The sequence below is a fragment of the Streptomyces shenzhenensis genome (assembly GCF_021462265.1).
GTDB classification, from domain to species: domain Bacteria; phylum Actinomycetota; class Actinomycetes; order Streptomycetales; family Streptomycetaceae; genus Streptomyces; species Streptomyces shenzhenensis.
Genome location: NZ_JAJONF010000001.1, coordinates 152,943 through 174,369 on the forward strand (window position 1 = coordinate 152,943; position 21,427 = coordinate 174,369).

Annotated in this window: 17 protein-coding genes; 13 read left to right on the plus strand and 4 right to left on the minus strand. The window is 69.2% G+C overall.

The genetic code is table 11. The features are described 5' to 3' along the window. Positions 1 to 204 precede the first annotated feature (204 nt). From metH to LQ326_RS00725, 3 genes are all read left to right on the plus strand, one after another. Positions 205 to 3,720 (plus strand): methionine synthase, encoded by a 3,516-nt coding sequence (metH, locus tag LQ326_RS00715; protein WP_234531418.1) that lies wholly within the window; start codon positions 205 to 207, stop codon positions 3,718 to 3,720. Positions 3,721 to 3,861: 141 nt separating this feature from the next. Further along, positions 3,862 to 4,563, plus strand: coding sequence for an HAD family hydrolase (locus tag LQ326_RS00720; RefSeq protein ID WP_234531419.1), 702 nt, complete (start codon positions 3,862 to 3,864; stop codon positions 4,561 to 4,563). Between the two features lie 423 nt (positions 4,564 to 4,986). Further along, positions 4,987 to 6,591 carry an ABC transporter substrate-binding protein gene (locus tag LQ326_RS00725; RefSeq protein ID WP_234531421.1) on the plus strand — a complete coding sequence of 535 codons (1,605 nt, stop codon included), beginning with the start codon at positions 4,987 to 4,989 and terminating at the stop codon, positions 6,589 to 6,591. Positions 6,592 to 6,663: 72 nt separating this feature from the next. Here the strand turns inward: LQ326_RS00725 and LQ326_RS00730 are convergent, their stop codons facing one another. Next, positions 6,664 to 7,335, minus strand: a complete 672-nt coding sequence (locus tag LQ326_RS00730) for a response regulator (RefSeq protein WP_030608351.1) — start codon at positions 7,333 to 7,335, stop codon at positions 6,664 to 6,666. 16 nt (positions 7,336 to 7,351) lie between these two features. Beyond that, complete coding sequence (locus LQ326_RS00735) at positions 7,352 to 8,293, minus strand: RecB family exonuclease (protein WP_234531422.1); 942 nt, start codon at positions 8,291 to 8,293, stop codon at positions 7,352 to 7,354. 140 nt (positions 8,294 to 8,433) lie between these two features. Here LQ326_RS00735 and LQ326_RS00740 point away from each other — a divergent pair, with 140 nt between their 5' ends. From LQ326_RS00740 to LQ326_RS00750, 3 genes are all read left to right on the plus strand, one after another. Next, positions 8,434 to 9,927, plus strand: a complete 1,494-nt coding sequence (locus tag LQ326_RS00740) for a site-2 protease family protein (protein ID WP_234531423.1) — start codon at positions 8,434 to 8,436, stop codon at positions 9,925 to 9,927. Positions 9,928 to 10,097: 170 nt separating this feature from the next. Beyond that, positions 10,098 to 11,000, plus strand: a complete 903-nt coding sequence (locus tag LQ326_RS00745) for a tRNA (adenine-N1)-methyltransferase (RefSeq protein WP_089103073.1) — start codon at positions 10,098 to 10,100, stop codon at positions 10,998 to 11,000. Positions 11,001 to 11,281: 281 nt separating this feature from the next. Continuing rightward, entirely contained in the window at positions 11,282 to 11,863 is a 582-nt protein-coding gene (locus LQ326_RS00750; protein WP_234531427.1) for a hypothetical protein, read from the plus strand. Positions 11,864 to 11,915: 52 nt separating this feature from the next. On the opposite strand, the gene LQ326_RS00755 is transcribed toward LQ326_RS00750, so the two are convergent. Then, positions 11,916 to 12,221, minus strand: a complete 306-nt coding sequence (locus tag LQ326_RS00755; protein WP_234531428.1) for a ferredoxin — start codon at positions 12,219 to 12,221, stop codon at positions 11,916 to 11,918. Between the two features lie 526 nt (positions 12,222 to 12,747). Between LQ326_RS00755 and arc the strand changes: the two genes are divergently transcribed. The 6 genes from arc (at position 12,748) to prcA (ending at position 18,977) form a co-directional block, all read left to right on the plus strand. Then, positions 12,748 to 14,514: a proteasome ATPase gene (arc, locus tag LQ326_RS00760; protein WP_234531429.1), complete on the plus strand. Its 1,767-nt coding sequence runs from the start codon at positions 12,748 to 12,750 to the stop codon at positions 14,512 to 14,514. 244 nt (positions 14,515 to 14,758) lie between these two features. Then, positions 14,759 to 16,270, plus strand: a complete 1,512-nt coding sequence (gene dop / locus LQ326_RS00765) for a depupylase/deamidase Dop (protein WP_362741157.1) — start codon at positions 14,759 to 14,761, stop codon at positions 16,268 to 16,270. A 190-nt stretch (positions 16,271 to 16,460) separates the two neighbouring features. After that, positions 16,461 to 16,679 carry a ubiquitin-like protein Pup gene (locus tag LQ326_RS00770; protein WP_234531430.1) on the plus strand — a complete coding sequence of 73 codons (219 nt, stop codon included), beginning with the start codon at positions 16,461 to 16,463 and terminating at the stop codon, positions 16,677 to 16,679. A gap of 50 nt (positions 16,680 to 16,729) precedes the next feature. Next, positions 16,730 to 17,335, plus strand: a complete 606-nt coding sequence (locus tag LQ326_RS00775) for an endonuclease VII domain-containing protein (protein ID WP_234531433.1) — start codon at positions 16,730 to 16,732, stop codon at positions 17,333 to 17,335. Then, the gene (gene prcB, locus LQ326_RS00780) at positions 17,287 to 18,132 is read left to right on the plus strand and encodes a proteasome subunit beta (RefSeq protein ID WP_234531435.1); all 846 of its coding nucleotides are present in this window, start codon (positions 17,287 to 17,289) and stop codon (positions 18,130 to 18,132) included. Before LQ326_RS00775 ends, prcB begins: the two co-directional genes overlap by 49 nt. Positions 18,133 to 18,200: 68 nt before the next feature. Continuing rightward, complete coding sequence (gene prcA / locus LQ326_RS00785; RefSeq protein ID WP_234531436.1) at positions 18,201 to 18,977, plus strand: proteasome subunit alpha; 777 nt, start codon at positions 18,201 to 18,203, stop codon at positions 18,975 to 18,977. Between the two features lie 69 nt (positions 18,978 to 19,046). Here prcA and LQ326_RS00790 read toward each other — a convergent pair whose 3' ends face one another. After that, the gene (locus LQ326_RS00790) at positions 19,047 to 20,063 is read right to left on the minus strand and encodes a LacI family DNA-binding transcriptional regulator (RefSeq protein WP_234531437.1); all 1,017 of its coding nucleotides are present in this window, start codon (positions 20,061 to 20,063) and stop codon (positions 19,047 to 19,049) included. 95 nt (positions 20,064 to 20,158) lie between these two features. On the opposite strand from LQ326_RS00790, the gene LQ326_RS00795 reads away from it, so the two are divergent. Further along, entirely contained in the window at positions 20,159 to 21,418 is a 1,260-nt protein-coding gene (locus tag LQ326_RS00795) for an MFS transporter (RefSeq protein WP_234531886.1), read from the plus strand. Positions 21,419 to 21,427 lie beyond the last annotated feature (9 nt).

Sequence of the window (21,427 nt, forward strand, 5' to 3'; positions counted from 1 at the left end):
CCCAGGTCCGCCCCGCAGGATGACCTGTGAGCGGCGGAAACGCCATGGTGGGCCTCATACTGCCGCCCCCGGCTCACTCGTCCGCCACGTGGACGCCCTGCCCATCCAAGCCCACTCCCGGCTAGGCTGGCGCGGTGCGTCCACAGCCGGGTCCGCCCGGGGAATCCGCATAGCCGACAGCCGTCGCATCCAAGGGAGCCCTTCATGGCCTCGTTGCCGCCGTCCCCCTCCGCCGACAGCCGGACCCGGGTGTCCGCGCTCCGCGAGGCGCTCGCCACACGTGTGGTGGTCGCCGACGGAGCCATGGGCACCATGCTCCAGGCGCAGGACCCGACCCTGGAGGACTTCGAGAACCTCGAAGGCTGCAACGAGATCCTCAACCTCACCCGCCCGGACATCGTGCGTTCGGTCCACGACGCCTACTTCTCGGTGGGCGTGGACTGCGTCGAGACCAACACCTTCGGGGCCAACCACGCGGCCATGGCGGAGTACGACATCGCCGACCGCGTCCACGAACTGTCCGAGGCCGGTGCCCGCATCGCCCGCGAGGCCGCCGACGACTTCACCGCCCGCGACGGCCGGCAGCGCTGGGTCCTGGGCTCCATCGGCCCCGGCACCAAGCTGCCGACCCTCGGCCATGTGCCGTACGTCACCATCCGTGACGGCTTCCAGCAGAACGCCGAGGGCCTGCTCACCGGGGGCGCCGACGCCCTGATCGTCGAGACCACCCAGGACCTGCTGCAGACCAAGGCCTCCGTGCTCGGCGCCCGCCGCGCCATGACGGCCCTCGGCATCGAGGTCCCCCTCTTCGTCTCCATGGCCTTCGAGACCACCGGCACCATGCTGCTGGGCTCCGAGATCGGCGCCGCGCTGACCGCGCTGGAGCCGCTCGGCATCGACATGATCGGCCTGAACTGCTCGACCGGCCCCGCCGAGATGAGCGAGCACCTGCGCTACCTCACCCGGCACTCGCGCATTCCGCTGCTGTGCATGCCCAACGCCGGTCTGCCGGTCCTCACCAAGGACGGCGCCCACTTCCCGCTCGGCCCCGAGGGTCTGGCCGAGGCCCAGGGCAACTTCGTCCGCGACTACGGTCTCTCCCTCATCGGCGGCTGCTGCGGCACCACCCCCGAGCACCTGCGCCAGGTCGTCGACCGGGTCCGGGACGTCACCCCGCCCGAGCGCAGCCCGCGCCCCGAGCCCGGCGCCGCCTCCCTCTACCAGACGGTCCCGTTCCGCCAGGACACCTCCTACCTGGCCATCGGCGAGCGCACCAACGCCAACGGCTCCAAGAAGTTCCGCGAGGCCATGCTGGCGGCCCGCTGGGACGACTGTGTGGAGATCGCCCGCGAGCAGATCCGCGAGGGCGCCCACATGCTGGACCTGTGCGTGGACTACGTCGGCCGGGACGGCGTCGCCGACATGGAGGAACTGGCCGGCCGCTTCGCGACCGCCTCCACGCTGCCGATCGTGCTCGACTCCACCGAGGTCGACGTCATCCGGGCCGGCCTGGAGAAGCTCGGCGGCCGCGCGGTCATCAACTCCGTCAACTACGAGGACGGCGACGGCCCCGAGTCCCGCTTCGCGAAGGTCACCGCGCTCGCCCGCGAGCACGGCGCCGCGCTGATCGCGCTCACCATCGACGAGGAGGGCCAGGCCCGCACCCCCCAGAAGAAGGTCGAGATCGCCGAACGGCTGATCGACGACCTGACCGGGAACTGGGGCATCCACGAGTCGGACATCCTCATCGACACCCTGACCTTCACCATCTGCACCGGTCAGGAGGAGTCCCGCAAGGACGGCATCGCCACCATCGAGGCGATCCGCGAGCTCAAGCGCCGCCACCCGGACGTCCAGACCACCCTCGGCCTGTCCAACATCTCCTTCGGCCTCAACCCGGCCGCCCGCATCCTGCTGAACTCCGTCTTCCTCGACGAATGCGTCAAGGCGGGCCTGGACTCCGCGATCGTGCACGCCTCGAAGATCCTGCCCATCGCCCGCTTCAGCGAGGAAGAGGTCCGCACGGCCCTCGACCTGATTCACGACCGCCGCGCCGAGGGCTACGACCCCCTCCAGAAGCTCATGCAGCTCTTCGAGGGCGCCACCGCCAAGTCGCTGAAGGCCGGCAAGGCCGAGGAACTCGCCGCCCTCCCGCTGGAGGAGCGCCTCAAGCGCCGCATCATCGACGGCGAGAAGAACGGCCTGGAAGCCGACCTCGACGAGGCCCTGGGGACCCGCCCGGCGCTCGACATCGTCAACGAGACCCTGCTGGACGGCATGAAGGTCGTCGGCGAACTGTTCGGCTCCGGCCAGATGCAACTGCCGTTCGTCCTGCAGTCCGCCGAGGTCATGAAGGCCGCGGTCGCCCACCTCGAACCGCACATGGAGAAGTCGGACGCCGAGGGCAAGGGCACCATCGTGCTGGCCACCGTGCGCGGCGACGTCCACGACATCGGCAAGAACCTCGTCGACATCATCCTGTCCAACAACGGCTACAACGTGGTCAACCTCGGCATCAAGCAGCCCGTCTCCGCGATCCTGGAGGCCGCCGAAGAACACAAGGCCGACGTCATCGGCATGTCCGGCCTGCTGGTCAAGTCCACAGTGATCATGAAGGAGAACCTGGAGGAGCTCAACCAGCGCGGCCTCGCGGCCACCTACCCGGTCATCCTCGGCGGCGCCGCCCTCACCCGTGCCTACGTCGAGCAGGACCTGTACGAGCTCTACGAGGGCGAGGTCCGCTACGCCCGCGACGCCTTCGAGGGCCTGCGCCTCATGGACGCCCTCATCGGCGTCAAGCGCGGCATGCCCGGCGCCGTCCTCCCGGAGCTCAAGCAGCGCCGGGTCCGCTCCACCGCCGCCGTCGAGACCGAGGAGCGGCCCGAGGAGGGGCACGTCCGCTCCGACGTCGCCGTCGACAACCCGGTGCCCACCCCGCCGTTCTGGGACACCCGCGTCATCAAGGGCATCCAGCTCAAGGAGTACGCGAGCTGGCTCGACGAGGGCGCCCTCTTCAAGGGCCAGTGGGGCCTCAAGCAGGCCCGCACCGGCGAGGGACCCTCCTACGAGGAACTCGTCGAGACCGAGGGCCGCCCCCGGCTGCGCGGCCTCCTCGACCAGCTCCAGACGGAGAACCTGCTGGAGGCGGCCGTGGTCTACGGCTACTTCCGCTGCGTCTCCAAGGACGACGACCTGATCATCCTCGACGAACAGGGCAACGAGCGCACCCGCTTCACCTTCCCGCGCCAGCGCCGCGGCCGCCGGCTCTGCCTCGCCGACTTCTTCCGCCCGGAGGAGTCGGGGGAGACGGACGTGGTCGGCCTCCAGGTCGTCACCGTCGGCTCCCGCATCGGTGAGCGGACCGCCAAGCTGTTCGAGGCCAACTCCTACCGCGACTACCTCGAACTGCACGGCCTGTCCGTCCAGCTCGCCGAGGCCCTCGCCGAGTACTGGCACGCCCGCGTGCGCTCCGAACTCGGCTTCGCCGGCGAGGACCCGGACGACATCGAGGACATGTTCTCCCTGAAGTACCGGGGCGCCCGCTTCTCCCTCGGCTACGGCGCCTGCCCGAACCTGGAGGACCGCGCCAAGATCGCCGACCTGCTCCAGCCGGAGCGGATCGGCGTCCGCCTCTCCGAGGAGTTCCAGCTGCACCCCGAGCAGTCCACGGACGCGATCGTGATCCACCACCCGGAGGCGAAGTACTTCAACGCGCGGTGAGGCGTCCGGTGAGGCGTGCGGCGCGCCGAGACACGCGCCACACAGCGCACTGAGCGGACAGGTCGTACACTGGTCGGTCCACAGCAGGCCGGTTCCCCGCATGGGAACCGGCCTGCTCGTCCCTCAAGGAGGTGCGGCCGGATGACCAGCACGGTCCCCGCGCTCGGAACCCGTACGGCGGAAGGCTCGGCACTCCAGGCGGTGCTCCTCGACATGGACGGCACCCTGGTGGACACCGAGGGCTTCTGGTGGGACGTCGAGGTCGAGATCTTCGCCCGCCTCGGCCACGCCCTCGACGAGTCCTGGCGCCATGTCGTGGTCGGCGGCCCCATGACCCGCAGCGCCGGCTTCCTCATCGAGGCCACCGGCGCCGCCATCACGCTCGCCGAGCTCAGCGTGCTGCTCAACGAGGGCTTCGAGGAGCGCATCGGCGCCGCCCTGCCGCTGATGCCGGGCGCCCAGCGGCTGCTCGCCGAGCTGTACGAGCAGCAGATCCCCACCGCCCTGGTCTCCGCCTCGCACCGGCGCATCATCGACCGTGTCCTGACCTCGCTGGGCACCCACCACTTCACCCTGTCCGTCGCCGGCGACGAGGTCTCGCGCACCAAGCCGTTCCCGGACCCGTATCTGCTCGCCGCCGCGGGGCTCGAGGTCGATCCGGCCAGGTGCGCGGTCGTCGAGGACACCGCGACCGGAGTCGCCGCCGCCGAGGCCGCCGGCTGCCACGTGGTCGCCGTCCCGTCGGTCGCGCCGATCGCCCCGGCCGAGCGGCGTACCGTGGTGACCTCGCTGGAAGACGTCGACCTGGCTTTTCTGCACGGTCTGATGACGGAAATGCGCTAGCCGTTCACCCAGCGTGCAAAGGTCATTGGGTGAAATCCCGGGGCGGTTGCTCAACGGAATTCGCAACTGTTCAACAGGCTGAATTCCGATACCTCATCACCGAAATGTGCGTGTGACGTTCCCCACGCGTGCGGCAACTCGACAACGTTGCCCGAGTGTGCAGACCACCCCCGTTCGGGGGGAATCAGGGTGACCTTGTGTCCCGATTGGGGAGACGCTGCACTAATCCTGACGCTGTCGGGTGTTCGTTCTGTCCGCAACCGGCTCCCCTGCGTGATGGGGCCTCAACTCACGCCGCTGCCAACCCTCCTGCGGGCGCGGACTAATCTCGTCGCGAGAACATCACCGTAGCCCCCGTGATCCGCTTCGACACCCCCTGCATGCGGGATACACGGATTCGAACAGCTCTGGAGAACTTCGAGCATGAACCGCAAGACTTTGGTGCTGCCGGCCGTGGTCGGCCTGCTCACTCCCGTGCTCGCCGCGTGCGGTGGATCCGACAGCGGGAGCAGCAGCAGCGGCGCGATCGTCGTCGGCACCACCGACGGGTTCACCGCCACGAAGGACGCCCCGGCACCGCTCGACCCCGCCTACTCCTACGACGTCGGCGGCTGGAACATCCTGCGCCAGACCGTGCAGACCCTCATGTCCCAGCCCAAGGGCGAGGGCGACCCGGTCCCCGACGCGGCGGAGAGCTGCTCCTTCACCGACAGCGGCAGCGAGCGCTACGCCTGCAAGCTGCGCGAGGGTCTGGAGTTCTCCGACGGCAACGCCGTCACCGCCGAGGACGTCAAGTGGTCCATCGAGCGCGCCCTGCGCATCAAGTCGGACAGCGATGTCTTCGCCCTCCTCTCGAACATCGACACCATCGAGACCCAGGGCGACCGCGAGGTCATCTTCCACCTCAAGAGCGCCGACGCCACCTTCCCGTACAAGCTGTCCACTCCGGTCGCGGGCATCGTGAACCCGAAGGACTACGAGAAGGACAAGCTCCGCGACGGCTTCGACATCGACGGCTCCGGCCCCTACACCTTCAAGGCCGAGGTCAAGGACAACAACTTCGTCTCCGGCACCTTCACCAAGAACCCGAACTACAAGGGCAGCGTGAAGGTGAAGAACGAGCAGGTCGTCATGCGCTTCTTCAAGGACGCCGACGCCATGGGCGAGGCGATCAACAAGGGCGACATCGACGTCATGACCCGCAGCATGTCGCCGTCCCAGATCAACAAGCTCGACGCCGGCGACGACTCCAACGTCGACCTCGTCGAGATGTCCGGCCTGGAGATCCGCTACCTCGGCTTCAACACGAACGCGCCTTCGGTCAAGGACAAGGCCGTCCGCCAGGCCATGGCCCAGGTCATCAACCGCGACGAACTCGTCGCCAAGGTGTACGGCTCCCAGGCCCAGCCGCTGTACTCGCTGGTCCCGGCCTCCGTGACCGGCCACTCCAACTCCTTCTTCAACAAGTACGGCGACCCCAGCGTCTCCAAGGCGAAGAACCTGCTGGCCGCGGCGAACATCACCACCCCGGTGAAGCTCACCCTGCACTACACGACCGACCACTACGGTCCGGCCACCAAGCAGGAGTTCGAGGTCCTCAAGCAGCAGCTCGACGCCAGCGGCCTGTTCGACGTCAGCATCCAGGGCACCGCCTGGACGACCTACCAGACGGCCGAACGCAAGGGCCGCTACGACGTCTACGGCATGGGCTGGTTCCCCGACTTCCCGGACCCCGACAACTTCCTCGCGCCGTTCCTCGACAAGGACAACTTCCTCAAGTCGCCCTACCTCAACAGCAAGATCATCAACACTCTGATCCCGGAGTCCCGCCGCGAGGCCGACCGGGCCAGCGCCACCGGCACCCTGACCGAGATCCAGAACACCGTCGCCGACGACGTCCCGGTGCTGCCGCTGTGGCAGGGCAAGCAGTACGTCGCCGCCCGCAACGACATCACGGGCGTCGCCTACACCCTCAACTCCTCCTCCAGCCTCCAGCTGTGGGAGCTCAGCCGCGGCTCCAGCAGCTGACACCCGGTCGGACGACGCGAAGGGCGCCCCTCTCCACCGAGAGGGGCGCCCTTCGCGTCGCACTCACCTGCCCTACTGCGCGCCGGGCCGCACCAGGCCGCTCTCGTACGCGTACACCGCGGCCTGCACCCGGTCCCGCAGCCCCAGCTTGGTCAGCACATGCCCCACATGCGTCTTCACCGTGGTCTCGCTGACGAACAGGTCGGCGGCGATCTCCGCGTTCGACAGCCCCCGCGCCACCAGCTTCAGCACCTCCACCTCACGGTCGGTGAGAGTGTGCAGGGTGTCCGGCACCGGCTCCTCGCCGGACGGCAGATGCGTCGCGTACTTGTCCAGCAGCCGGCGCGTGATGCTCGGCGCCAGCATCGCCTCGCCGTTCGCCACCACCCGGATCGCCTGCACCAGCTCATTGGCCGGAGCGTCCTTCAGCAGGAAGCCGCTGGCGCCCGCGCGCAGCGCCTCCACCACGTACTCGTCGAGATCGAACGTGGTCAGCACCAGCACCTTCGCCGGACCGTCCCGGCCCGGACCGGTGATCTGCCGGGTCGCCTCCACGCCGTCCATCCGCGGCATCCGGATGTCCATCAGCACGACATCGGGCTGGAGAGCGCGTACCTGGTCGAGGGCCTGCAGGCCGTCGCCTGCCTCGCCCACGACCGCGATGTCCTGCTCGGCCTCCAGAATCATCCGGAACCCGGTACGCAGCAGCGGCTGGTCGTCGACCAGTAGGACGCGGATGGCCACGGTGAGTCTCCTTCTGCTAGTCCGCGCCCATTCTGCCCTGCGCCACGTCCCCGGACCCGGCCGACCTCACCGGCAGCGGGTACGGCGGGGGAGTACCGCCGAACTCCGGGCAGTGCGCCTGGTGGTCGCACCAGCCGCACAGCTTCGTCGGGCGCGGCCGCCACTCGCCCGACTCCGTCGCCTGCCGGATCGCCTCCCACAGCGCGAGCAGCTTGCGCTCCACCCGCTGGAGATCGGCGAGGACCGGGTCGTACGTCAGCACGTCACCGCTGCCCAGATAGACCAGCTGCAGCCGCCTGGGCACCACCTTCTTCAGCCGCCACACCACCAGCGCGTAGAACTTCATCTGGAACAGCGCGCCCTCGGCGTACTCCGGCCGCGGCGCCTTGCCGGTCTTGTAGTCGACGATCCGCACTTCACCCGTCGGCGCCACGTCGACCCGGTCGATGATCCCGCGCAGCCGCAGCCCCGACTCCAGCTCGGTCTCCACGAACAGCTCCCGCTCCACGGGCTCCAGCCGGACCGGATCCTCCAGCGTGAACCAGCGCTCCACGAGCTGCTCCGCCTCACCCAGCCAGCGCGCCAGCCGCTCGCCCTGCGGATCCTGCGCGAACAGCTCCCCGAGCTCCGGCCGGGACTCCCGCAACCGGTCCCACTGCCCCGGGACCAACGACTTGGCCCGCGGCACCGTCCGCTCCACGGCGGGCGCGTCGAAGAGCCGCTCCAGGACCGCGTGCACCAGCGTCCCCCGCGTCGCCGCCTCGCTCGGCTTCTCCGGCAGCCGGTCGATCACCCGGAACCGGTACAGCAGCGGACACTGCATGAAGTCACTGGCCCGCGACGGCGACAGCGAGACGGGCGGCCCGGCCGCCCGCGCCGCCCTCACCGTGACCGGCCCTTCCCCCTGCGCGACGACCGCGTCCCCGTCCTGCGAGGCGTCCTCGATGCTGCTGTCCATGACCACAGACCATACGGCCCGCCACTGACAGTCACCCAACCCGCACGACGCCCCGGCCACCACAGGGGGTGCCGGGGCGGAACACGCCACGACGGCCGCATACCATCGACCAGAGACGACGTATCTAACGAGGGGACACCGTGGACGTGAGCGGCGGCAGCGGACAGCCCCGGTCGGACAGCCCCGACCCGACCGAGCACCGCGCAGGGCCCACCGACGCGCGGCCGGACCCGGCCGATCCCCGCGCCACCACCCCCACCGACCAGGCCGAACCGACGCCGGAGACCCCGCAGACACCGAAGCCGGGGGAGACGCCGAAGACACCGAACCCGGAGCACACGCCGGAGACAGCCGGGACGCCCGGCACCGCGGAAACGCCGGAACCAGCGCCCGCGCCACGCGCCGACGCACCCCGTGAAGGCGACCGGCCGGGCCCCGCCCAGTCCGGCATGGCCAAGGGACAGCCGCCGCAGCGGCCCAAGGAACCCGGCGGCGGCCTGCTCATGGGGCGCCCCTTCGGCGTCCCGGTGTACGTCGCCCCCAGCTGGTTCCTCGTCGCCGCCCTGATCACCTGGGTCTTCGGCGGCCAGCTCGACCGCGTGCTGCCCGAACTCGGCGCCGCCCGCTACCTCGTCTCCCTCTTCTTCGCCATCGCCTTCTACGCCTCCGTACTGGTCCACGAACTCGCCCACACGGTCGCCGCGATCCGCTTCAAACTCCCCGTCCGCCGCATCCAGCTCCAGTTCTTCGGCGGCGTCTCCGAGATCGAGAAAGAGGCCGAGACCCCCGGACGGGAATTCGTGCTGGCCTTCGTCGGCCCGCTGCTCTCCCTCGTCCTGTCCGGCCTCTTCTACCTCGCCATGCAGCCCGTCGAACCCGGCACCGTCCCCGGTGTCCTGCTGGCCGGCCTGATGGTCTCCAACCTCATCGTCGCCGCCTTCAACCTCCTGCCCGGCCTGCCCCTCGACGGCGGCCGGATGCTCCGCGCCGTCGTCTGGAAGATCACCGGCAGACCCATGAGCGGCACCGTCGCAGCCGCCTGGGTCGGCCGCGCCCTCGCCGTCTCCGTCCTCATCGGCCTCCCCCTGCTCAACCACTGGGGCGCCTTCGGCGGCAACACCGCGGACAGCAGCGGCATGGACGCCGTCACCGACGCCCTGCTCGCCGCCATCCTCGCCGCGATCATCTGGACCGGCGCCGGCAACAGCCTGCGCATGGCCCGGCTCCGCGAACACCTCCCGGAACTGCGCGCCCGCGCCCTCACCCGCCGCGCCGTCCCCGTCGAGACCGACACCCCCCTCTCCGAGGCCCTGCGCCGCGCCAACGCCGCCGGCGCCCGCGCCCTCGTCGTCGTCGACGCCGACGGCAATCCCCTCTCCCTCGTCCGCGAGGCCGCGATCGTCGGCGTACCCGAACACCGCCGCCCCTGGGTCGCCGTCAGCGGCCTCGCCCAGGACCTCACCGACGGCATGCGCGTCTCCGCGGAACTCGCGGGCGAGGACCTCCTCGACGTCCTGCGCGCCACCCCCGCCACCGAATACCTGGTGGTCGAGGAGACCGGCGAGATCTACGGCGTCCTGTCGGCAGCCGACGTCGAACGCGCCTTCGTCAGGGCGATGGCAAGACCGTCCTGAAACGCCCCGGCCTGAAAGCGCCCCCCAAGGGGCGCGGGGCCTTGTCGATGTGCGGCTCCGCCGCGTGGGCGCGACCAGCCACCCACGACCAGCACTCGACGCACCCACCCTCGGCCCCCCTGCCGGTCAGGCCGGTCAGGCCCCCCGCAGGGAACCGGTAGGCTGTTCACATGTCCGAACCGACCGGTGCCGCCCGCAGGCGCGGGCCCTTCAAGGTCGGGGACCAGGTACAGCTGACCGACCCCAAGGGCCGCCACTACACGTTCACGCTCGAAGCCGGGAAGAACTTCCACACCCACAAGGGCTCCTTCCCGCACGACGAACTGATCGGCGCTCCCGAGGGCAGCGTTGTCCGAACCACCGGCAACGTCGCCTACCTCGCGCTGCGCCCCCTGCTCCCCGACTACGTCCTGTCCATGCCCCGCGGGGCAGCCGTCGTCTACCCCAAGGACGCGGGGCAGATCCTCTCCTTCGCCGACATCTTCCCCGGCGCCCGCGTCGTCGAGGCCGGCGTCGGCTCCGGCTCCCTCAGCAGCTTCCTGCTGCGCGCCATCGGCGACCAGGGCATGCTGCACAGCTACGAGCGCCGCGCGGACTTCGCCGAGATCGCCCAGCAGAACGTCGAGCGCTACTTCGGCGGCCCGCACCCCGCCTGGCAGCTCACCGTCGGCGATCTCCAGGACAACCTCTCGGACACCGACGTCGACCGGGTCATCCTCGACATGCTCGCCCCCTGGGAATGCCTGGAGGCCGTCTCCAAGGCACTCGTCCCCGGCGGCATCCTCTGCTGCTACGTCGCCACCACCACCCAGCTCGCCAGGACCGTCGAGTCCATCCGCGAGATCGGCTGCTTCAACGAGCCGACCTCCTGGGAGACGATGATCCGCAACTGGCACGTGGAAGGCCTCGCCGTCCGCCCCGACCACCGGATGATCGGCCACACCGGCTTCCTGCTCACCGCCCGCCGCCTCGCCGACGGCGTCGAGCCGCCCATGCGCCGCCGCCGCCCCGCCAAGGGCGCCTACGGCGAGGACTACGACGGCCCCAACGCCGACGGCGGCGCCGGCCGCTGAGCCCGCCCCACCGCCCCGACAACGCACGAGCGCCGCGGCCGAGTTCCCCCGACCCCACCGGAACTAGGCCGCGGCGCTCATACGTTGACGCCACCACAGGTGCCATCACAGGGCCCCGCAGACACCAGCACCCCCCCGCCACAGGCGCCGTCGCGGACATCCTCACCGGACCACGGACCCCACCGGCCACGAAAGCCCACCCCGCCGTTCCCACCCCACTGTGACGTGTGGCACGATGCAGGCCACCCCCACCGGCACAGGCCTCACAGGAGACACTCCTAGTGCAGCAATCCGTGGTCCCGGAGCTCGCTCACACCGACACCCGCCCCATGCACTGGCTCGCCACCGCCGCTGCCGTGGCCGGCGTCGTCGCTCTGTCGTCGCTCGTCCAGCCGGGCTCGGCCAAAGCCGCCCAGCCCGCCGCCGCGGCCAAGACGAAGCCCGCCCCCGCGGCCGCCGCGCCGCCCAGCACCACCGGCGTGGACTTCCCCCTCGACTGCGGCCCCGTGAAGGAACTGGTCGTCAAGAAGGCCACCGGCGACCTCGACGGCGACGGCAGACCGGAAACCGTCGTCGTGGTGCACTGCGATTCGGCCATGGGCACCCCGCCCGACGGCGTCTACGTCCTCACCCAGGCCGCCGACGCCACCAGCCCCCGCGTCGTCGCCACCCTCGTCGACCCCAAGGACCGGCTCACCGTGACCGACTTCGCCGTAGCCGGCCAAGCGGTCACCGCCACCCTGCTCGGCTATTCCTCGGACAATGTGCCCAGTTGCTGCCCGGACCTGAAATCCAGCGCCAAGTGGCAGTGGAACGGCCACGCGTTCGTCCGCTCCACCCCGGCGGCCGCCCACAGCGTCTGACGACCGCACCACCGACGGGCCGGCGCGGCCGCCACGCCCGGTGGCCGGAAAATCACTCCGCGTCCGGCCCGTACACCTCGACCCGGTCCGCGACCCGGCGTACATGGATGCACTCGCCCGGACACTCCCGCGCCGAGTCCACCACATCCGTAAGGAGCGGCAACGGCACCGGCACCGTCGCCCCCTTCGCCTGCAGCAGCTCGTCGTCCGCGCCCTTCACATAGGCCAGGCCGTCGATGTCCAGCTCGAACACCTCCGGGGCGTACTGGGCACAGATCCCGTCACCCGTACACAGATCCTGGTCGATCCAGACCTCAAGCGCCTCGCCGCCGGCCAGGGCCTCCTGCTGCACGGTCATCTCTCCTGCCGTCGAAAGCGCCGGCCGGCAGGAGACGGGGATCACCCGCTCCCGCCCCGGCGGGTGTTGAACGCCCTCGACCCTACCTCCGGCCCACAGCCGCCCGCGCACCCTCCCGGCGCACCCCCGCGCACACTCCGGACCCGCGCGCACGGCGCGTCCCACCGCGCGGTACGGCGGCGCTCGGCCACCGCATCGATCGACTTGAGCCAACCCGCGGCCCACCTCCATGATCACCCACCACATCCGGCCGGTCGCTCTGTGTAAGAAATCCGCCACCGGGGCACAACCCCAGAACCGGCACCGGAGCGGACAACTCCGGTCAGTGACGAAGGGTTTTGACCACTCCCGGCCTGGAACACGCCGCTTCTGAAACGCGTTGAGTGGGTATCCACCCGGCACGAGGGAGAACGCAATGGGTGACCGACGACACACCTTGACAGTCTTTGTGATCTAGGGGTTTCAATCGACACCCACCCAGGTAGGGTCTGGAAGCGTCCAGCTCCCCTTGGAGGAGGTGAGGACCGTGGCAGCCCACGACGACGACATGAACCGCGGCATCCGCCCGGGACGGGGGTCCGACGACCCGTCCGAGCAGATCGCCTATCTTGAGCAGGAGATCGCCGTCCTGCGACGCAAGCTCGCCGACTCTCCGCGACACACGAGGATTCTCGAAGAGCGGATCGTCGAGCTACAGACGAACCTGGCCGGCGTGTCCGCCCAGAACGAGCGACTCGCGAACACCCTCCGCGAGGCCCGCGACCAGATCGTGGCCCTCAAGGAAGAGGTCGACCGACTCGCACAGCCGCCGGCCGGCTTCGGCGTCTTCCTCACGGCGAACGAGGACGGCACCGCCGACATCTTCACCGGCGGCCGCAAACTACGGGTGAACGTCAGCCCAAGCGTCGACCTGGACGACCTCAGGCGCGGCCAGGAAGTCATGCTCAACGAAGCGCTCAACGTGGTCGACGCCATGGCGTTCGAGCGCGTCGGCGACATCGTCACCCTCAAGGAGATCCTCGAGGACGGCGAGCGCGCCCTCGTACTGGGGCACACCGACGAGGAACGAGTGGTACGGCTCGCCGAGCCACTGCTGGACGTGAACATCCGCCCCGGCGACGCCCTGCTGCTCGAACCCCGCTCCGGCTACGTCTACGAGATCGTCCCCAAGAGCGAGGTCGAGGAACTCGTCCTCGAAGAGGTCCCCGACATCGGCTACGAGCAGATCGGCGGTCTCGGCGGCCAGATCGAGGCCATCCGCGACGCCGTCGAGCTCCCCTATCTCTACCCGGACCTGTTCAAGGAGCACGAACTGCGCCCGCCCAAGGGCGTCCTGCTCTACGGACCCCCCGGATGCGGCAAGACGCTCATCGCCAAGGCCGTCGCCAACTCACTGGCCAAAAAGGTCGCCGAAGTCACCGGCCAAGCGGCCGGCAAGAGCTTCTTCCTCAACATCAAGGGCCCCGAGCTCCTGAACAAGTACGTCGGCGAGACCGAGCGGCAGATCCGCCTCGTCTTCCAGCGCGCGAGGGAGAAGGCCAGCGAGGGCACCCCCGTCATCGTCTTCTTCGACGAGATGGAGTCCCTCTTCCGCACCCGCGGCTCGGGTGTCAGCTCGGACGTCGAGAACACCATCGTCCCCCAGCTGCTCGCCGAGATCGACGGTGTCGAAGGCCTCCAGAACGTGGTCGTCATCGGCGCCTCCAACCGCGAGGACATGATCGACCCCGCCATCCTCCGCCCCGGCCGGCTCGACGTGAAGATCAAGATCGAGCGTCCCGACGCCGAAGCGGCCAAGGACATCTTCGGCAAGTACCTCACCGAGCGCCTCCCGCTGCACTCCGACGACCTCGGAGAACACGGCGGCAGCAAGGCCACCACCGTCGAAAGCATGATCCAGACGGCAGTGGAACACATGTACGCCGAATCCGAGGAAAACCGCTTCCTGGAAGTCACCTACGCCAACGGCGACAAGGAAGTCCTCTACTTCAAGGACTTCAACTCCGGCGCCATGATCGAGAACATCGTCGGACGCGCCAAGAAAATGGCGATCAAGGACTTCCTCGAACACAACCAGAAGGGCCTCCGCGTCTCCCACCTCCTCCAGGCCTGCGTGGACGAGTTCAAGGAGAACGAGGACCTACCCAACACCACCAACCCCGACGACTGGGCCCGAATCTCCGGAAAGAAGGGCGAACGGATCGTCTACATCCGTACCCTCATCACCGGAAAGCAGGGCGCCGACACCGGACGCTCCATCGACACGGTGGCGAACACCGGACAGTACCTGTAAAACACAGGGCGGCTGCGGGTGCCCTCACCGGGTACCCGCAGCCCACTGTTTTTCCGGCCAAAACCGGAACCGAGGCGAGCAGGGCAATGACGCAAATGATCTCCCCACCAGTGCAAAGGCGTTCTAGGCTCTTTCCTACCGCCGGGTCGCGCAGTGCGGGGACGGGCACCGCACACGCACCGGAGCACCAGCGGTACGCGAGCGCAGCCCCCGACCGAGGGCTCCGCCGGGCAAGGAGGGCCGCATGACCGTACGGCGAGTAATGGGCATCGAGACGGAGTACGGGATCTCCGTCCCCGGTCACCCCAACGCCAATGCCATGCTCACCTCGTCCCAGATCGTCAACGCCTACGCGGCGGCGATGCACCGGGCCCGCCGGGCCCGCTGGGACTTCGAGGAGGAGAACCCGCTACGGGACGCCCGAGGCTTCGACCTCGCACGCGAGGCCGCCGACGCCAGCCAGCTCACCGACGAGGACATCGGCCTCGCCAACGTGATCCTCACCAACGGCGCCCGCCTCTACGTCGACCACGCGCACCCCGAATACAGCGCCCCCGAGGTCACCAACCCCCGCGACGCCGTCCTCTGGGACAAGGCCGGCGAACGCATCATGGCCGAAGCCGCCGAACGAGCCGCCGCACTCCCCGGCGCCCAGCCCATCCACCTCTACAAGAACAACACCGACAACAAAGGCGCCTCCTACGGCACCCACGAGAACTACCTGATGAAGCGGGAAACCCCCTTCTCGGACATCGTGCGCCACCTCACCCCCTTCTTCGTCTCCCGCCAGGTCGTCACCGGCGCCGGCCGCGTCGGCATCGGCCAGGACGGCCACGAACACGGCTTCCAGCTCAGCCAGCGCGCCGACTACTTCGAGGTCGAGGTCGGCCTGGAGACGACACTCAAACGGCCCATCATCAACACCCGCGACGAGCCCCACGCCGACGCCGAGAAATACCGCCGCCTCCATGTGATCATCGGCGACGCCAACCTCTCGGAGACCTCGACCTACCTCAAACTCGGCACCACCGCCCTCGTCCTCTCCATGATCGAGGACGGCTTCATCGCCGTCGACCTCGCCGTCGACCAGCCCGTACGCACCCTCCACCAGGTCTCCCACGACCCCACCCTCAAGCGCCTCGTCACCCTCCGCAGCGGACGCACACTCACCGCCGTCCAGCTCCAGATGGAGTACTACGAGCTCTCGCGCAAATACGTGGAGGAGCGCTACGGCGCCGACGCCGACGACCAGACCAAGGACGTCCTCACCCGCTGGGAGGACACCCTCAACCGCCTGGAACACGACCCCATGAGCCTGGCCGGAGAACTCGACTGGGTCGCCAAACTGGAACTCATGGAGGGCTACCGGCGCCGCGACGACCTGGACTGGGACGCCGCCAAACTGCACCTCCTCGATCTCCAGTACGCCGACGTACGGGCCGAGAAGGGCCTCTACAACCGCCTCGCGGCCCGCGGACGCATGAAGCGGCTCCTCGACGAGTCAGAGGTGGAACGGGCCCGCACCAGCCCTCCTGAGGACACCCGGGCCTACTTCCGCGGCCGCTGCCTTGAGCAGTACGCCGACGACGTCGCCGCGGCCAGCTGGGACTCGGTCATCTTCGACCTTCCCGGCCGCGACAGCCTCCAGCGCGTCCCAACCCTGGAACCACTACGCGGAACGCGAAATCACGTCAAGGAGCTCCTGGACCGCTGCCGTACCGCGGAAGACCTGGTCAGGGTCCTCTCCGGCGGCTGAGCGGGCGCTCGGACCACACCGGGCGACCGGGGTCAAAACCCGGCCGCCCGGGAATCATCGAGTTGGCCCCCGTACGTTGGAGAAACTGCGGGGCCGATGTCGGACCCCGCTTGTAGGGTCTGATCATCACCGATCGGCAGGAAAGCCGACCTGTCGACCCATGTCGGGCGAACTGAGCGGGGTGAGTGTCATGGCAACCAAGGACACCGGCGGCGGACAGCAGAAGGCGACGCACTCCACCGAGGAGGTCGAGGAGCAGGCGGCGGAGTCGCAGGGCTCGGAGGACCTCAAGGAGCGGCACGAGAAGCTGAGCGACGACGTCGACTCGGTTCTTGACGAGATTGACGATGTACTCGAGGAAAACGCCGAGGATTTCGTGAGGTCCTTCGTGCAAAAAGGCGGGGAGTGAAGCCCGTCTAGGCGTTTTCACCTTCAAATTGAAGGTTGCGGGGGGTTGGTGTGGCTGGGGAACCGGACGCGAAGGAATGCAGGAAGTGCAAGCGGGATCTGCCTCCCGCCTCGTTCGCGAGGGACAGGAATCGGCGGGACGGCCTCCAGGTGCACTGCCGGGAGTGCGTGGCGGACTACAGTGCCGCGCACTACCGGCGCCGCCGGGAGGCTGAGGGGAAGGCCGTCCGGGAGAAGGTCGATGTCCCGCACGGGCACAAACTCTGCCGGATGTGTGGCGAGATCAAGCCCTGGAGCGAGTGGCACCGGAATGCCACCGCTTCGGACGGACTCTCGACGCGCTGCAAGGCTTGCCGGGCGGCGAAGGGCCGTCCGGATCACCTCAAGCGCAACTACGGCCTCACCGAAGCCGAGCGCGACGCGATGGTCGTGTCCCAGTACGGGATCTGCGCGATCTGTCTATCTGCCCCACCCGTGCATGTGGATCACTGCCACAAGACGGGTAGGGTCCGAGGCGTACTGTGCTTCAACTGCAATTCGGCCATCGGCAAATTGAGGGATGATCCGGACGCCGCTCGCCGAGCCGCCGCTTACCTGGAAGGAAACTTGTGGAAGCCAACACTCGTAGCACCGGGCGTCTACCAGCTGCCTTCCTGACGCCCGGGTCGTCCTCGTTCATGGACTTTCTCGGCGAGCACCAGCCGGAGCTGCTGCCCGGCAGGAGGCAGCTGCCGCCGACGCAGGGGGTGATCGAGGCGCCGCACGGGACGACGATCGTGGCGGTGACCTTCCCCGGCGGGGTCGTGCTGGCGGGTGACCGCCGGGCCACGATGGGGAACGTGATCGCGCAGCGGGACATCGAGAAGGTGTTCCCGGCGGACGAGTACTCGGCCGTCGGTATCGCCGGCACCGCCGGTCTGGCCGTGGAGATGGTGAAGCTCTTCCAGCTGGAGCTGGAGCACTTCGAGAAGGTCGAGGGCGCTCAGCTGTCGCTGGAGGGCAAGGCGAACCGGCTGTCGACGATGATCCGGTCCAACCTGGGCATGGCGATGCAGGGGCTCGCGGTGGTGCCGTTGTTCGCCGGGTTCGACGTGGACCGGGCGAAGGGGCGGATCTTCTCGTACGACGTGACGGGCGGCCGTTCCGAGGAGCACCACTTCGCCGCCACCGGGTCGGGCTCGATCTTCGCGCGCGGTGCGATGAAGAAGCTGTTCCGTAACGACCTGTCCGAGGAGCAGGCGACCACACTGGTGGTGCAGGCTCTGTACGACGCGGCTGACGACGACTCGGCGACGGGTGGTCCCGATGTCGCCCGCCGGATCTACCCGATCATCACTGTGATCACCGAGGGCGGTTTCCGCCGGCTCACCGACGACGAGTCCTCCGAGCTCGCCCGTGCGGTGCTGGCGCGCCGTCTGGAGCAGCCGGACGGTCCGCGCGCGGCGCTGCTGTAGGTGTCGGCGTTCTTATCAAGGTGATCCCAGTGACTTCGACGGAACCCTAGGGAAGGGGACGGATACCGGTGTCGACGCCGTTCTATGTCTCACCTCAGCAGGCGATGGCGGACCGTGCCGAGTACGCCCGGAAGGGCATCGCGCGTGGCCGCAGTCTGGTTGTGCTCCAGTTCGCCGACGGCATCGTGTTCGTCGGTGAGAACCCGTCCCGTGCGCTGCACAAGTTCAGCGAGATCTATGACCGGATCGGTTTCGCGGCCGCCGGTAAGTACAACGAGTACGAGAATCTGCGGATCGGTGGGGTGCGTTATGCCGATCTGCGTGGTTACACCTATGACCGTGACGATGTGACGGCGCGTGGTCTGGCGAACGTGTACGCGCAGACGCTGGGCACGATCTTCTCGTCGGCGGCGGAGAAGCCGTACGAGGTGGAGCTGGTCGTCGCCGAGGTGGGGGAGACCCCGGAGGGTGATCAGATCTATCGGTTGCCGCACGATGGTTCGATCGTGGATGAGCACGGTTCGGTGGCGGTCGGTGGTAACGCGGAGCAGATCAGTACGTATCTGGACCGTGAGCACCGGGAGGGGATGACTCTGGCGGAGGCTCTGAAGCTGGCGGTGACGGCTCTGTCGCGGGAGCCGAACGGTACGCAGCGGGAGATTCCGGCGGAGCGTCTGGAGGTGGCGGTGCTGGATCGTACGCGTCCGCAGGCGCGTAAGTTCAAGCGGATCGTCGGTCCGCAGCTGTCCCGGCTGCTGGAGGCGGAGGGTGCGGCCGCGGCTGCCGAGGCCGAGGGGGCCGAGGGGGCCGAGGGGGTCGAGGAGTCCGGCGGAGACGTCGAGTAGCTGTTGGTGTGAGCCCGTTGTGTGTGCCCCGTCCGGTGGTTTCCGGGCGGGGCGCGGGTGTTTGTGCGGTCAGGACGCCCGTGGTGGGGCTGTGGAGCCTCGTACGACGAGTTCCACGGGGATGTCTCCGTGTGGGGGTTCCCGGCCGTCCAGGACGGCGAGGAGGGCTTGCATGCCGCGTTCGCCGAAGAGTTCGGCGTCGAGGCGGACGGTGGTGAGTTCGGGGTCGATGGCGGTGGCGAGGGCGAGGTCGTCGAGGCCGGTGACGGAGATGTCGTCGGGGATGCGCAGGCCTTGGCGGCGCAGGGCTTTGTAGGCGCCGGCGGCGAGTTTGTCGTCGTCGCAGACGAGGGCGGTGGGGCGGGGGCCGGGGGTGGTGAGGGCGGTTTCGATGGCGGTCTGGGCGCCCTGGATGGAGATGGGGGCGTGGACGGTGCGTACCGAGGTGCCGGGCACGCGTGCGGTGCGGGTCGCCAGTTCGTGTGCGCGTACTTCGAAGGTCCAGGAGGGGATGTCCGCGGCCAGGTGCAGGAAGTGGCGGTGGCCGAGGTGCAGGAGGTGGTCGGTGACCTGGCGTACGCCGTCGGCGATGTCGAGGTTGACGGTGGCGGCGCCGAGGCTGCCGTGGGGGTCGCTGTCGAGCATGACGAGGGGGAGCTGGTCGCCGCGGATGGCGGTGAGGGCGTCGGCGGCCATGGAGGAGGCGATGACGCCGTCGAGGGCGGCTTGGGCGGAGGCGAAGGGGTCGCGGGCGGGGCCGATGCCCTGGGGGGAGGGGTAGAGGACGACGCCGAAGCCGTGTGCGGAGGCGACGCGGGCGGCTCCGGTGTAGACGCCGGCGAAGAATTCGGTGGTGAGGGCGGGGACGACGAGGAGGACGGTGCGGGTGCGGCCGAGGCGGAGGTTGCGGGCGGCGAGGTTGGGGCGGTAGCCGAGGTCGAGGGCGGCTTGGCGGACGCGTTCGGCGGTGGTTTCGGAGACGCGGCCGCGCCATTTGTCGCCGAGCACGAGCGAGACGGCTGCTTGGGAGACGCCGGCGGCCTGGGCGACGTCGCGGCTCGTCGGGCGCGTGCTGCTGGGTGGCACCGGGGGTGGGCTCCTTCGTCTGGACGTGTGAACAGCGCACATGGTACGTATGGGAGAAGGGGTTATACGTAACACGTCAAGCTTGGAGGCGGGGCATGGCCGCGGGGTACCTGGAGATCCTCAGGGCGAGGCACGCGGCCCGGCTGCTGGCGGGGACGCTGGTGGGCCGGTTGCCGAACGCGACGGCCGCGCTCGCGATCGTGCTGTTCGTGCGGGCGCAGGGCGGTACGTACAGCCTCGCGGGGGCGCTCGCCGCGGTGTACGGGGTGGCGAACGCCGTGGGGCAGCCGGTGCTCGGGCGTCTGGTCGATCTGCACGGCCAGCCGCGCGTGCAGTTGCCGGCGGCTGTGGCGTCGGCCGTCGCGATGGCCGCTTTCGCCTTCGCCGGGACCGGTCCGCTGCCGTCGGCCTATGTGTGCGTGGCGGCCGCCGGGTTGTTCACGCCTCCTCTGGAGGGCGGTCTGCGGGCGCTGTGGCCGAGTGTGCTGGGTGCGGGGGAGCGGGTGCACACGGCGTACGCGATGGACGCGGTGGCGCAGGAAGTCATGTTCACCGTGGGACCGTTGCTGGTGACGTTGTGCGTGTCGCTGTGGTCGGCGCAGGCGGCGCTGCTCGTCGTGAACGCGGTGGGTGTCCTCGGTGCGCTCTCGGTCGTGGTCTCGCCGCCGTCGCGGGCGTGGCGTTCGGCGCCGCGTGCGGCGCACTGGCTGGGCGCGCTGCGGTCGCCCGGTCTGCTGGTCATGCTGGCGGCGTTCCTGTTCGTGGGGATCGCGCTGGGTTCCATCACGGTCGCGTCGGTGCCGTATGCGGACGGCCACGGCGGTGACGTGGTGTACGGCTGGCTGATGGCCGGTCTGGGGCTCGGTGCGCTGCTGGGGGGCATGGTGTACGGGGCGCGGCGGTGGACGGGGGAGCCGACGCGGCGACTGCGGGTGCTGGTGGCTCTTCTGGCGGTGTGTTATCTGCCGTTGATGCTGATGCCGGGTGCGGTGGCCATGGTGGTGCTGGCGGTGTTGGCCGGGGTGTTCCTGGCGCCGGTGATCGCGTGTGCGTTCGTGCTGGTGGACCGGCATGCGCCGAGCGGTACGGTCACCGAGGCGTTCTCCTGGCTTGTGACGACGTTCACGGTGGGTGCGTCGGTGGGAACGGGCCTGGCGGGCCCGGTCGTCGAGGCGGGCGGGGCCTTGTGGGGGTTCGCTGTGCCGGGGGTGGCGGGGGCCGTGTCGTTGCTGGTCCTGGCGGTCACCGGGCGGGTCCTCGCAGCTCCCGGTGGGGACACGGTGATTGCGGCCGGTTCGGAAAATGATCCAAATCGTGCTGCCGAACCCCGTTTCAGCTCGGGGGATCGGGCGTAATGTTCAGTC

What these genes read in the sequence shown, in the direction of transcription:
- dop (WP_362741157.1), top strand. Translation starts at nt 14,759, where the DNA reads ATGACCGTACGGCGAGTAATGGGCATCGAGACGGAGTACGGGATCTCC.
- LQ326_RS00725 (WP_234531421.1), top strand. Translation starts at nt 4,987, where the DNA reads ATGAACCGCAAGACTTTGGTGCTGCCGGCCGTGGTCGGCCTGCTCACT.
- LQ326_RS00755 (WP_234531428.1), bottom strand. Translation starts at nt 12,221, where the DNA reads ATGACCGTGCAGCAGGAGGCCCTGGCCGGCGGCGAGGCGCTTGAGGTC.
- LQ326_RS00745 (WP_089103073.1), top strand. Translation starts at nt 10,098, where the DNA reads ATGTCCGAACCGACCGGTGCCGCCCGCAGGCGCGGGCCCTTCAAGGTC.
- LQ326_RS00720 (WP_234531419.1), top strand. Translation starts at nt 3,862, where the DNA reads ATGACCAGCACGGTCCCCGCGCTCGGAACCCGTACGGCGGAAGGCTCG.
- LQ326_RS00770 (WP_234531430.1), top strand. Translation starts at nt 16,461, where the DNA reads ATGGCAACCAAGGACACCGGCGGCGGACAGCAGAAGGCGACGCACTCC.
- LQ326_RS00795 (WP_234531886.1), top strand. Translation starts at nt 20,159, where the DNA reads ATGGCCGCGGGGTACCTGGAGATCCTCAGGGCGAGGCACGCGGCCCGG.
- LQ326_RS00735 (WP_234531422.1), bottom strand. Translation starts at nt 8,293, where the DNA reads ATGGACAGCAGCATCGAGGACGCCTCGCAGGACGGGGACGCGGTCGTC.
- metH (WP_234531418.1), top strand. Translation starts at nt 205, where the DNA reads ATGGCCTCGTTGCCGCCGTCCCCCTCCGCCGACAGCCGGACCCGGGTG.